Here is a 13,720-nt window from a genome sequence, read left to right as displayed (position 1 = left end):
GCTACGGGCAGACCCGGCTATACCAGGTTGTCACGCTGCGTGCGGTTTCCTTGATATCGCCGGTCAGGATGTCCTGGTATACGGCGACGACATAGTATGACCGCCCGCACGCCGGCAGAACCGGGTCGGCGAACTGGAAGATGGTCGGTTTCAACGAGTTTTCGTCGACGATCCGTGAATAGGCGGTGCTGGGCACCGTTGCCCGGTACAGCCGGAAGCCGAGAATCGTTGCTGATCCGGCATACGACCATTGGACGGTCAGCGGCGGTCCGCCATTCGGCCCATTGGTGCCTGTTACGTTGATGGGCGCCGCCGGCGCCGGCTGCGGCAGCACTGTGATGTCGATAAACACGCTGACCGACTGATTGGCCGCGTTGAACGCCTGCAGTTGGTACGGCGAGCGTTGCTGCCGGATATTGAGCAGTAAATTGCCGTTCGGCGGCTGGTCGCCGATGCCGACAAACGTCACCTTGGCCGAGTTCTGCACGTCCCACGAGAACTTCACATTGGTGCCGGCAATGACCGAATACTTGACGGTATTCGTCACGCTGCTGGGCAGCGGTATAACCTCTGTCGTGCTGCCGCTGGCGCTCTCCAGCCGGAAGAAGGTGATGCTCGGCAGCGGCGGTGGCGGCGGCAGCGGCGTCGGCGTCGGCGTCGGTTCGATCAAGTTGAGCGTGACGCTCTGGCTGGCGACGAGCGTGCCGTTCTGTGCCGTGATCACGAAGATCGTCGACTTGGTCGCCACCACAGGCAATTGGCCCGAGGTGCTCAGGTTGCCTACGACCGGGAAGTCCGGTCCGCTGATCGAAATATTGGAGGTCTGTCCGCTTACGAGCCAGACTAGCTTCAGGTCGGCGGCATCGGGGCTGCCGCGCACCACGTCCGTGTGCGTCAACTGGAACTGCTCGATCTTGGGCGGCACCGGCGTCGTCGTCGGTGTGGGCGCCGGCTGCACAACTACGGCCACCTGCAGAACGGCCACGTTCGGCCCGTTTACGGCCTTCAGCACGTACGACGTGTCCTTCAATGGCGTCTGATTGGTCGTGCCCTTAGCAGGGAACACGTTAGCGCCTTCAACACCCTGGATTGCCACCTCATTCGCGTTGGAGACCTCCCAATCGAGCTTGATCGTCTGCCCGGCAGTGATGACCTGCGGCACCACGTCGAAGCGCACGATGACCGGCGACGCGATGGTCGGCGTCGGCGTCGGCGTGCCGGTCGGCGGCTCTTTGACGCTGACGGCCAGGTTGCGCGTTTCCTCGCCATACTTGTTGCGGGCGACGAGGATGTATGTCGTATCGCGCTCGGGCGACAACTGCCGCTTGTCAACCCCGCTCGAAATCGTCTCGCCGGCTCCGTTCGATGACAGCGTGATTGCATCGGCATCCTGAATTTCCCAGGCCAGAGTCACCGACTCGCCGCGTATGATCGTCATGGTGGCCGTGGACGGCGCGAGGTTGCGCTTGCCGTCGGGCATCGTGAGCGCAAACGAGACTTTCGGCAAGACTGGCACAACCTTGATCGTCACCGGGTTGGACGATGCGCCGAACCACTGTGCGTTGATTCGCGTCAGCAAGTTATCGGCCTCGAGTACGTACGTCGTGCCATCTTTTTCCGGGAAGACTTGTGTGGAACCGTTGGCGGATTGCAGCACGGTTGTGCCGGTTTCCGTCTTTATTCGCAGGTTGGCAAACGGCGACGCGCGCCACGACAGCAACACCGGTTGCTTGGCGATCACGGTGAGCCGGTCCGAACTGAAGTCGTCGATCCATGGGCGGAAAATCGCCACGACCAGCGCCAGAATCGCAACCGTCATCAGCAGCAGCGAGAGCTTGCCGAACAACGGGCTGGTCGTGACCTGTCCGATGATGGCGCGCGGCGTCAGTTGACCTTCGGTCGGCGTCGCGGTGACGGACATCTGATACGTGTGGTTACGCAGGGCGACCATACGGCGATGTATCGGCGTGATGCGTACCGGCACTTCGACCGGGGCGTTGCTGGGCAGGCGAAATTCCGCCTGTCGAGCCAGGCTGGCGGTGTGGGTCGGCGTGCTGAATTCGAAATGCAAACCGTGCTCGAGGTCTTCGCCGATCAGTCGAATACCCATCTCGCTGTTGCCACGGTTGATCATGGTGAGTTTGACCTCACCAACGTGCTTATGGTACGAGATGCTCTGCTGGCGCGGCGACAGTTCGCCCACATCGAAACCGTAGAATTTATTTATCGTGAACGTTGCGCCGGCCACGGCTGCGCGATCGGGGTAGTTGGGCGAGCGGACCGAGATGCTGAAGAAGTGCTTGCCGGCACGGCTGGTGGGCAGCCGCGGCGGCGTAATGCGCACCGTGACTTCGGCCCGCTGCCGCTCGTTCAGGTTCACGCTCGGCGGGATGATCTCCACCCAGGCCGGCTCGATGCCCTGGACACTGATGTCGAACTGCGCCACGATGTTGCCGCCGTTGACCACGGTCAGCGGAATCTCGATCGTCTGCTCCACGTCGATCGTCCACTCGCGCGTCCCGATCTCGAGCAGCAGGCTGTCGTCTTTGCGGTCGGCCGGCAGCGATGGCAGCGGCGCGACTGTCGCGGGCGGCACCGGCGTAGGCATCAGGGAACCGCCCGCGGCGTCGGTCTCGCCAGCGCCAGCCGATTTGCCGATGCCCAGCTTGCCGAGCGCGCCAGCCAGCCCGGTAGCGGCGGGTGGAAGTGCCTGGCTGGCCGCAGCGGCGGCTGCCGCGGGCGCAACCGGCGCAGCCGCTCTCGGCGCCTTGGCCGCCCTGGCCGCGGCCGCCGACCCGCGCGCGGGGGGAGCGACAACCGGCAGTGCGCCGGCTTCGCCCTCGCACACCATGATAGTGTAGCCGCCGATTTCGCACGCGTCCCAGGTGTTCAGTGCGCGCGCCGCGCCTGTCGTGAGCATCTCGCCGCGCACGGACAGGACGCCTTCGGGCGCGAGCAGCATGATCTGAAACGGCGTCTGTCGACCGTCGATCACCGCATGAAAGGATGCGACGCCTGGCCGGTCAATCACGATATCGTTGTCCGCGTGGCGACCGACGTTCACGATGCCGCGCTTTTGCGCGATATCAATGAATCGGACGTCCCCGCCGGGACCGATAACTTCCAGATACGACTGCAGCGCCATGCCGAGCAGATCTCCTCTCAATTCAAGACCGCAGAAACAGTCACGCTCTGGCCGGCCTGAGCCGGCATCCTGAACGGCGTGCTGACAGCGGCGGGGCCGCGCGTGCGGTCCAGGTACACGACGAAGCGGAAGGTTCCCTGGCCGCGCAGCCCGTCGGGGACGCGATAGGTCCAGACAGCGGCCGTGCCATCGGTGGCGAGCACACTGATCGATCCGACGACCTCGTACCACTGCGTCGAACCGTCCGACCATTCGAGCGCTGTAATGAGCGAAGCTGCGCGTGCGGCGGCGCCAAGTACGCGTAACACGGCCGCTGTGGGCGGCGCAAACGCAACGGCCACGTCGATGCGCACGGCTTCGCTTGTGTTGCGCGGCAAGTTAAACGGCTGGCTCACGGCTGCATCGGTCGAGCCTTTGGTTGTGCGCACGATCCAGCGAAACGGTCCTTTGCCGTAATTGCGTTCGTCGATCGCGTAGGCCTGGTGATACGCGTCGCCAGGGTTGCCTTTCGGCGCTCCCTGCCAGTTGTCCACATCATGCCACTGCCCGGTACCGTCCTGCCATTGCACGATGGTCCACAGTGCGCGCCACGCGCTCAGGTTTCGCGTATCGTCAGTCGAGAGGTGAATGATCAGAACAATCTGACTGCCCATGCCGCCGCCGCCCCCATCGTCACCATTGTCGCCGTCACCCGGCATCGGACGCGGCGGCAGGCCGGGCGCGACCGCCATGGCGCTGGTCGCCGTGGCGAGAATGCCAACGACGATGGCCAGCCACACGGCGCAGCGCAGCACGGCAAACGGTACGCGTTTCAAAGATGTATTTGCTTTCATAGTATGCGGCACCGCCTATCGCTGACGCCTCGGCGGCAGCGTGCCCGACGGCACGGAACTCGACGCCGGTGCCTGTGGCGTCACGGGCGCATTTCCCGGAACCACTGCTACCGGTCCGTAGATATTGTTGTACAGACCGCCAACCATTTCGTGATTCTCCAGCACGCCGCCAAACCAACTGTTCTCACTCGCTGAGTCGGCCTGCGCATAGACCAGCGCGCCAACCGCCATGGTGCCTGGCGTGAACTTGGTCAGCGGCCCGAACATATACCGGTCACCATAGGTCAGGGTCAGCGTGCCGCCGGGTTGAATTGGCAGTGCAGATTCGGTGACGCCCCAGACAATGTATTGCGACGAGCGACCGTCGTCGGCGCGGTCGTTCACCTTCACCGGCACCGGATTCGGGTTGACATAGAAGTCCACCCAGAACGTGCTGGCGACCGGCCGGTCTCCGACGTTACGAACCACCACTGTGACATTCGCAGGCGTCGCATCGATATGCGTCACGATCAGGTCGGGACCGGGCACATAGCGATGAAGAATCAGAGGCAGATACGTGCCGTAAATGTGCGTCGATGCCTGTGCGCTGTTGTTGGCAAGGTCTGGATCCGTTTCGATCGCGCCGACCAGCGCGGTGTTCGTGTACGTGCCGGGCATCGCCGGGCTGATCACGGCCGTGATCGTCACGCTCGCGGTTGTATTGGGTGGCAGCGTGTCGAGCATGCACGCGACGATGGTCAAGCCCGCGCAGAATCCCTGCGACGTGTGCAGGTCCGTCACGACCATGCCCGCCGGCAACGTATCGGTCAGCGCCACGCCCGTGGCCGTCGACGGGCCGGCGTTTTGCGCGCTGACAATGTACGTCAGCGTCACACCGGCATTACTGGCCGTCTTGCGCACAGATACATCGGCCAGCGCAGTCACGGCGGTGTCGGTCGCCGCCGTGTTGTTCGTCGGATCCGTATCCGGATCGATCGACACGGCGATGACATCGTTGTGCAGCGCCGTGCGCCAGGCCGGATCAACGGCTGCGAACAGTAGCACGGTGATCGGCTGGCTGGGCTGCACCGTGCCGATGTCGCACACGACCTGTATCGTACCGGTGCATGACCCTTGCGGCGACAGATAGCCGGACAATGTCGTGCCGGCTGGCAGTGTATCGGTCACCACGGTAGCCAGCGCAGCCGATGGACCGGCGTTACTAATAATCAGCGTGTAGGTAAGCGTCGTGCCGGCGATGACCGGATCGGCGCCGGCGCGCTTGCTGATGGCTAGATCCGTGAGAACCAGCACAGTGGTCGTCTCGACCGTCGTGTCATTTAGGTTGTTCGTGTCGGTCTCTACCGCGGTGGCGGACAACGTGCTGGTGACGATATCGCGCGCCGCCGGATCGACCAACATGGTGACCGTGACGACGGCGCCCGTGTTGGGCGTCAGGCTGCCCAGGTTGCACGTCAGCGTTCCGGCCAGAGTGCAGAAGCCCTGCGTCAGCGTGATCGACGACACAGAATAGTACCAGGGAAGCGCCTCGGCCATGGTAACGCCGTTGGCGGTTGACGGACCGGCATTCGTCACGACGACGGTGTAAGTTACTGGCTTGCCGGCCACGACGGGATCGGGGTTGTCGGACTGCGTGACCTGCAAGTCGACCAGCCCGATGACCGTCGACGCCATGGACGAGATATTGTTGTCGGTAAACGGATCAGCCTCGTTGGAGAAGACGCTGGCTGTGTTGGACAGGGTGCCGCGCACGCCGGGTTTGACGAAGACGGCGATGGTCGTGGTCGCCAGCGCGCCCGGCTGAAGCGTGCCGTAGTTGCAGATGAAGTTCGTCGTGCCGCTGCACGCGCCGACGGTCGTGGACACGTTGACCAGACTCATCGCGGTTGGCGAGAGCAGGTCGGTCATGCGCACGACAGTCGCCTTGGACGGCCCAGCGTTGCTGATCTGGAGCGTGTAGGTCAGATTGGTGCCGGCTACGACCACCTCAGGCGTGCCGGTCTTAATGATCGACAGGTCCGGCCGCGACATCAGCAGGGTCGTCGCCGTGTAGACGTTGTTGCCCGGCGCGATATCCGCCGTGTCTGAACTGATGCTGACGGTGTTGACGACGCGCGCGCCATCCACGCCGGCCGGGTCGATCAGCAGGTAGATCTCGATGCTGCTCACGGCGCCGACTGCCAGAACGGGCGTAACGCACACGACCGTCGTATTCGGCACGGGCAGCGCGCAAGCCCAAGCTGTCGGGGCTGACACGGTGATGAACGACGTGCCAGCCGGAATCGGATCGAGCAACTGGATATTCTGTGCTGCATGCGGGCCGTAGTTCGTCACGACCAATGTGTAGGTCAGATTAGTACCGGCGGCCGCCGGATCAGGCCGCCCACGTTTGACCACGGCCAGGTCGGCCTGCGGAATGATGCGCGTAATGGCGGAGGCGCTATTGTTGGCGGTGACCGGATCGCTTGTCAATGCCGTCACGGTCGCCGTATTGGTGACGATCGTTAGCGGCGGCGGGGTGATGTCGATTGCGGCCGCCAGCGTGACCGTCACGGCATCGCCAGCCAGCATGCGCCCCAGCGCACAGGTTGCCGTGAGCGCGCCGGTGCAGAATCCCGTGCGCCAGTTGGTGGCGGTGAAGGTCGTCGTTGTCGTGACGCCGAGCGAGGAGGAGACGACGGACGTGACCGAGACGAGCGCCGTCTGCGTCAGCCCGCTGGTTGACGTCAGCCACGCGGAGCCGGTCAATGTGGCCGTGGACGTCACCGCTGGCGTGTTGCTGAACGCCTGCCAGCGCGTGGTGGTGGTTTCGACCGTCACGAACGACCCGCTCAACAGCGTTTCGTTGTACGGCAGCGGATCGGTGATGACGACATCGAGCGCGCGGCTTGGCCCAGCGTTCGTGACGACCAGCGTGTACGTGACGACGGTGCCCGCCGGCGCCGGATCGGGCGCGTCGGTCTTGGACATGCCCAGATCGGCCCAGCCGCGCAACTGCGTTGGTGTAGAATCCCAGTTGTTTGGATAGTTCAGATCGATCGACGATGACGTAATCGCGGCCGTGTTGGTGATCGTCAGTCGGTCTGGCGCAGCCGCATCGACATCGACGCTGACGACAACCAGCCCGCCGAACCCGTAGGGCAGGGTGCCCACGGTGCAACTGATCACACGCCCACCCGCGCAGTCGGCTGCGGTGGACGATACGGTGAAGTAACTGGTGTACAGCGGTAAGGTGTCGCTGATCGTGACGTTAAAGGCGTCGGATGGTCCGTTGTTGACGTACGCGATTGTGTAAGTCAGCCGTCCGCCGGCTTCCACCGGGTCGGGCATGCCCGTCTTCGTGATCACCAAATCGTGCCGGCGCAGTACCAGCGTTGACACGCTGGCGCCGTTGTTGCCGGTATTGTCGTCGAGTGCGAGGCTGCCCACACGCGAGACGTTCGTGAGCGTACTGCCGTCCGACACATCCGAGTTGATGCGGGCCACAACAATGACCTGCATGCTCTGGCCGACGACCAGGGCGCCAACAGTGCAGATCACGTCGCCGGCCAGGATGCACGTGCCGCCCGGCACGCTGGCCGCCACCAGGCTGCTGCTGACCGGCAGCGTGTCGCTGACGACCACCCCGGGCGCGTTGCTCGGGCCGCCGTTGGTGATCTGGATCGTGTACGTCAGGTTCGCGCCGGCGATGACCGGATCCGGGCTATCGCTCATCGACATGCGCAGATCCGAGCGCGCAATGACGTGCGTGCTCGTATCAACCAGGTTGTTGGTCATGTCGGGATCAGTCGTGTCCGAGGTGACCTCGCCACGGTTGAAGGCGAACTGGCTGTCCGGCGAATTGGCGGCCAGCAGCACGTCGAGCACGATGAACGCCGTGCCGCTCGCGAAGCCGGGATGCATGTCGCCGATGGTGCAGATGACCGGGTTGCCGGCGCCGCAACTGCCGCGGTTGGTGATCGCGCTGACCAGCGTGCCGCTGATCGGCAGCATGTCGGTGAACACCACGTTCGGCGCGACGCTCGGTCCGCTGTTGACGATCGAGATGTTGTAGCGCAGGATGCTGCCGGCGATGACCGGGTCGGGGCTGGCGCTGACCGTCAGCACCAGGTCCGCGCGGTTCTGGACAAGCACCGCAAGCGAACTGGCGTTGTTGCCCGGGGCGACATCGTAGGAGTCGCCGGCGGCCGTCGCGTTGTTAATCAGCGTCGTATTGTCGCGCACCAGCGGATCCACGGTGAACACGAGCACGAAGAGCGCCGTGCCTCCATTGCCCAGTCCGCTTCCGGCGCAGACGATCGCGCCAGTGCCGCCGGCCGCGGGTTGAGTCGGGCACGCAAAGCCGCCGGCCGGCGTGACTGACTTGAAGGTCATGCTGACGGGTACGGTGTCGGTGAAGACGACCGTGCCGGCCTCGTTGGGCCCGCCATTGAGTACCGTCACCTGGTAGGTCAGGTCCGTGCCGGCGATGACCGGGTTTGCGCTGACCGTCTGTGAGGTGCGCAGATCGGCCTTGCCGGCCAGTCGCGTCGTGGTACTGGCGCCGTTGTTCGCGAGATTGCCGTCATACGTGCCGGAGGTGACGCCCGCCGTGTTCGCGATGACCACGCCCGCTGCCAGATCCGCGCGCGCCGTGACGATCAGCGAGAAGTTGGCTGTTCCGACGAACGGCATGAGAATGCTGGCTGGGAATACGCAGGATATCGGCCCCGTCCCACCGGCGGACGGCGTCGAGCAGACCCAGCCGGCCGGCGCCGAAAATGACTTGAAGACTGTATTGGCCGGCACGGTGTCGGTTAGAGTCACACTTGTTGCGACCGGGTCGGGGCCATTGTTCTTCAACGACAACTGGTACGTGATGTCTTCGCCGATAAATGCAGAGGCAGGCCCTGTCTTGGTCACCTGCAGGTCGGCGATGCGGCGCACGGTCGTCTGCTCAACGACGATCGTGTTGTTCCCCGGATTTGCGTCGGCAATATATTTCGAATTGGCGGTGACACTGTCCTGGATGACCGTCCCATCGGGCAACGTTGCATCGACCGTGCCCCATGCGTCATAGGCCGCCGAGCCGCCCGGCGACAGGCGATTCAACTGGCAGACCAGTTGAACGCCTACGAAAGCGCACGTCCCGCTCGACCAGCCGCCAAAGATCGAACCGGTGAACTGCGCGGGCGGGGTATTGGTAATAACGACGCTGGTGGCGTCGGTCGGGCCGTCATTATAGACGGTGTAGTAGTAGTGCAGCGTCGCCCCGGGGCTGACCGGATCAGGGGAGTCCGTCACAACGACGCGCAGGTCGGCCCGGCCGGCCCCGAAGTTAACGTTACTGACACCATTGTTGTTGGTGCGTTGGGTAATGGTCTGCGTCGATTCCCCCGGCGTGGTGGCAGACCAGCCGGCCGGCGGTGTCGCGGAGACTACGTATATACCCGTAAAGAGGGGAGGGAAGCCTCCGGGAGTTAGGTTATCAAACGAGTAGTCGCCGTTGGCGTCAGACGTGGTCGTCGTTACGCGTTGAAGCGTGCAACCCAGCCCGCACATATATCTGTAGAGCGATAGCTGCCAGCCGGCTACCCCCGTGTCACCGGCTTGCAAAGCGCCATCCAGATTCACGTCCGCGAACGTCTTGCCGCTGATACTGACAAGCGGAAACAGATCAAGTTCCACCTGCCAGCAGTACAAGGTTCCGACGTCGTTGCCGACGAGATCCTCTGCACGGAAACTCCATGATCCGTCGGCCGAGTGGCCATCGAGGTTGCGCAGATCTTGGTCCGGCCGGTACGTGCCCGCAAACGGCGCCGAGCCAGCGGAGATTGCGGTCGCGGCGCTGACGTCAAACGTCGTGAATGTCCCGCTGCAACTCTGCGCGCCACTGCCGTAGTTGTTGCCGCTGCCGCCGTTCTGATCGCTCAATATGATCGTGGCACCATCGGGCGCAATCACCGATAGTCTCAGGTCATGATCGTAAGTGTGATTAAGGCGTACCTTGACACGCACGCCGGTCACGATCGTGTTCGGGAAGTTGCCGGTCCGACTTGACGTTACTGAACCGTTATCCGGGATGGCGGCGGAAATGTCGCCGGATGAGATCGTGGTTGTATACGGCGTGGCGGGGCGGCTAGGCGCCGGCGCGGCGATGCCAGGCTGCGGACGCGCCGAGCCGAACAGCACGATCGCCAGCATCAGTGATAGCGCAACGCGGACGAAGAGCCGACTATTCCTTTTGATAACGCGCGGGAGAATACCGCTCATGCCGTGTGGCTCGCCTGGGTATAGATGCCTGCGCCGCGCTGGTAGTCGCGCACTGTGATGGCGGTCATTGCCCGCTCACCAGCGCACGCGTCATGATCATGAACGTGCTGCAGGCGATGACGCTCAGCGCCACGGCGAGGAATGCGACGATCGGCCAGGCGCGCTGGAACAGCGACACACCCGTGTACGCGACGGTGCCGCTTTCTACCGCTTCGGGCGCATCTGGCCGCTCGACCATGCGCGACACGACGCGGAATGGGTACTGCCCGGCGTGCTGCGCCGTGAGCGGGGTCACGCGCAGTTCAAGCGCCAGGCGTGCGCCCGCATCGATGACTGGGGTCTGCGCCCAGGTGTCCACCGGAATAGCAACAACTGCGCCCGGCAGTGTAGGGGCGTTTGACGGCACCGCGGCGCCGGCGGTGTTCTGCCGGCCCAGCCCGCTTACCGTGTCCCGGACGTTCATGGCTCGATCGGCAGTGTACGTCCCTGTCTTCATGCTCTGCCCGAGGCCGGACAGAGCCTGGCCGCCGAATTCTGACGGCAGCATGTAGCCGATCGACAGAATGACGTCGGCAATGGACGAGACAAAGCCGCCGGTCTTCTGCACGCCGCCCATGGCGCTGCCTTGCGTCGCGGTTGGCGCGGCCGTCGCCACCGGGACAACTGCCATGTCCGGGACGCCGTCAGGACGCGCGACCGCGGTCGTGGTCAGGGGTGCGCCGCCGGCGATGAACTGGAAGCGCAGTTGACCGTTGGCCTCGTCGGCCTTGAGTTCATAACGCCCTGGAACATTGCCCTGATTGCTCAGTTCGAGACGAAACACGCGCTGTTTTGGGCGCGTCGTCATGCGGCTGATGACCGCAAAAATGGCCCCCACCGCGATTATGATGGCCAGCGCGGCGATGACGATCAAGATATTTGCAATCGTTGATGACATAAGATTCAGGCTCGGTCGGCGTTTGCGCTCGTCTAGATCGCGGTCATGTGCAAGGTCTGATTGTAGTAGGGAAGAATCGTGATCACCTGCGAGGCCCCGGCAATTTCGCCCGGATAGGCCTCTGGCGCGGTGACGCGCACCGTAACGGTCAGGCTCCCGGCCGGCGGCTGCGGCCGCTTCGGGTGCATCAGGCGGAGGAAGACGTCCTTTTCCGCGTTGGGAAATAGCATCGGTCCAGGGCCGACTTCGTAACAGTCGGCGTCAAGCCCGTCGACTTGCAGGCGGAATTGAGCGCCGGGCCGTCCGCCTTGATTGCGAATGGTGACGACGCCTTCCAGCGGCTGGTTGGGTGCCAGCGGCACGCCCGGCAGCGACAAGCGCACGCCAATCGATGCCGATGGCGCCTCGACCGGCGCGGGCGCCACACTGGCCGGCGCGACGGTCGCCCCCGCAGCGCCGACTGACCCAATCGGCGCGTATCCCGCAGCCGGAGCTGACGTGGCGAGCGTTGCCGGTGTTGCAGCCGGCGCAAGAATCGGAACGGCGGCCGGTGCGGGCGACGCAGCGGTGACAGGCGTTCCCACTCCATCGAGAATGATGCTGATCTGGAATTCGCCGATGCGCAGCGAATCGCCCGGATTGACGGGAGCGGAGGAATAGGCCGGAATGGCCTGCGGCCCGGTCAGCGCGCTAATGGTGAGTGCGCCGCCGAGCGTGACAATCCGGCTGGCGCCGCCCTGCAACAGCAACTGCACATGACGCGGGTTCACCCCGCCGCCGCGTGCTGCTTCGAGCACGATATCGTCGCCCGGGTCGCTGCCGATGAAGGTAATCGGCTTGCTCAGCGGAAACTCTTTGCGCCAGCCGTCACGGTCGATCACTGCCAGCTTGCTCATTGCGGTTCTCTCTTCGTGGTCCGCCGGACAGCCGGCTGCGGTACGAGCAGCGCGGCGTTATGGATGCGGCTGACGTGCAGCGCCAGCGCTTCGTCCAGCGCCCGCATGTAATCGTCTTCGTCTTCAATCGGCCGCCCGTTGCGCTCTACCACCAGCACACCGTCGGCCGCCAGCGTGGCCATCTCGTGCAGCAGGGCGGTACGATCGCGCGTGCCGTCCAGACAACCCAGTAACCGGTGCGTGACCTCGTCGTCCAGGTCGACGCTCTCGTGGCGCAGGTTGACAACGGACTTGCCGCGCGCGGACTGTGCGCGCGCCAGCGCGCTGGCCAGCGGACGATCGTCGATCGCGGGCGCGACCGGCGCCGGCGCGCTGCTGACTTCGACCATGTCGATCGCGAAAGCCTTGTACAGCATGTCGGCCAAAAACTGCTGCTCTTGTGCTTGCTGTGCTTTGGCTTGCACAGCGGGCGCGCGCGGGTTGAGCATGTGCCGCGCCGTGTCGTGCAGTTCGTCAAATGGCACGGTTCGGGGCCACGCGTTGCACAGGCGCAGCATGGCGGCCTTGCCCAGCGGATTCGTAACCGTCATGGTCGTGCCGCTGGGACCGCGAAATCGCTCAACCTGCTTCGATGCCAGGTCCGGCGATTCGGACAGCGGCTGCGCTTGCGAGCCGATGTGCAATGACCGAACCCATTCGGTACGCGGTGTGCGCTCCAGCGCGATGTTGGACCGGCACAGCAGCGTCTGGCGGAACGTCCGCAGCCGCAGAAAGTCCAGATACTGCTCGCGCTCAATGATGTCGCCGCCGGCGAACTGCTCCAGCGGCTCCGTCACGCCCTTTGGATAGTGCGCATAGGACATTTCCGAAAAGCGCGCCTCACAGAGAAACTGAAGACCGTGTGCGCCGGCGCGTTCGACGATGTCGCGAAAATAGAACGGCTCATTGTGTGACTCGAAAAACTCGTGAGCGATATACCAGTCGCCGAAGCCGCTCTGGATTTCTTGCTCTTTGAGAATCGCGCGGCTGTACGAGTCATAGTCGAGCGTCGGGCTCGTTTTCCCGCGCAGGCTCTCGGTTGCGGCGGCCAGATAGGCGAGCATCTCGCGGCCGCGCGCCGTCCGGTCGCGCAGCGACTCGGCGTCCCGCGCATGGTGCTGCATCATCTCGCGTACCATCGTGCGCATGTGCCAGCCCGGGTAGGCGTTATAGCTCAAAAACGCGACGCCCTGCGGGGACAGCATTGTTTCGCACAGCCGCAGGATCGCATCCTGGATGCTGCGCGGCACCCACGACAAGACACCGTGCGCGATGATATAGTCGAACGGGCCCAGGTCCGCGCCCAGTGCTGCGATATCGGCATGCTGGAGCGTGACGTTGCGCAATCCTAACTCGTCGGCGAAATGCGCGCCCTGCGCGATCTGCCCGGCGCCGAGATCGACGCCGACAAACGTGCTGTGCGGGTACGCATACGCCAGCGGGATCAGGTTGCCGCCGTCGGAGCAGCCCAGTTCCAGCACGCGGCACGACTCCGCCGGTGCGGGCTGCATGCCGTGCAGGACGGCGAGCGCGCCCATGTGCGCCGGGCGCGTTTCCGGTTTGGCGCGGCTCGGGTACGGCATGTCGTCGTAGCTGTACGGCTTGGCGGTGGTCATGG

The 13,720-nt window shown here is 64.2% G+C and carries 6 protein-coding genes; all 6 read right to left on the bottom strand.

Features of this window, described 5'->3' with window-relative positions; translation table 11 throughout:
* Position 1: 1 nt before the first annotated feature.
* Positions 2-3,145, bottom strand: a complete 3,144-nt coding sequence (locus HZB53_18015) for an FHA domain-containing protein (protein ID MBI5879550.1) — start codon at positions 3,143-3,145, stop codon at positions 2-4.
* A 17-nt stretch (positions 3,146-3,162) separates the two neighbouring features.
* Entirely contained in the window at positions 3,163-3,960 is a 798-nt protein-coding gene (locus HZB53_18010; GenBank protein MBI5879549.1) for a hypothetical protein, read from the bottom strand.
* Positions 3,961-3,993: 33 nt separating this feature from the next.
* Positions 3,994-10,230 (bottom strand): DUF11 domain-containing protein, encoded by a 6,237-nt coding sequence (locus HZB53_18005; protein ID MBI5879548.1) that lies wholly within the window; start codon positions 10,228-10,230, stop codon positions 3,994-3,996.
* Positions 10,231-10,294: 64 nt separating this feature from the next.
* A complete protein-coding gene (locus HZB53_18000; GenBank protein ID MBI5879547.1) occupies positions 10,295-11,167 on the bottom strand; it encodes a hypothetical protein in 873 nt (290 codons plus the stop codon).
* 32 nt (positions 11,168-11,199) lie between these two features.
* Positions 11,200-12,063 carry a hypothetical protein gene (locus tag HZB53_17995; protein ID MBI5879546.1) on the bottom strand — a complete coding sequence of 288 codons (864 nt, stop codon included), beginning with the start codon at positions 12,061-12,063 and terminating at the stop codon, positions 11,200-11,202.
* Positions 12,060-13,718: a class I SAM-dependent methyltransferase gene (locus tag HZB53_17990; GenBank protein MBI5879545.1), complete on the bottom strand. Its 1,659-nt coding sequence runs from the start codon at positions 13,716-13,718 to the stop codon at positions 12,060-12,062. The genes HZB53_17995 and HZB53_17990 overlap by 4 nt, the downstream gene beginning before the upstream one ends.
* Positions 13,719-13,720 lie beyond the last annotated feature (2 nt).

The sequence above is a fragment of the Chloroflexota bacterium genome (genome assembly GCA_016235055.1).
GTDB lineage: Bacteria > Chloroflexota > Anaerolineae > JACRMK01 > JACRMK01 > JACRMK01.
The sequence above is the reverse complement of the archived record's forward strand: the minus strand, read 5'-3'. Positions and strand labels throughout refer to the sequence as shown.

Coding starts and splice junctions, on each gene's coding strand:
- HZB53_18015 (MBI5879550.1), bottom strand. CDS start 3,145: ATGGCGCTGCAGTCGTATCTGGAAGTTATCGGTCCCGGCGGGGACGTC.
- HZB53_18005 (MBI5879548.1), bottom strand. CDS start 10,230: ATGAGCGGTATTCTCCCGCGCGTTATCAAAAGGAATAGTCGGCTCTTC.
- HZB53_18000 (MBI5879547.1), bottom strand. CDS start 11,167: ATGTCATCAACGATTGCAAATATCTTGATCGTCATCGCCGCGCTGGCC.
- HZB53_17995 (MBI5879546.1), bottom strand. CDS start 12,063: ATGAGCAAGCTGGCAGTGATCGACCGTGACGGCTGGCGCAAAGAGTTT.
- HZB53_17990 (MBI5879545.1), bottom strand. CDS start 13,718: ATGACCACCGCCAAGCCGTACAGCTACGACGACATGCCGTACCCGAGC.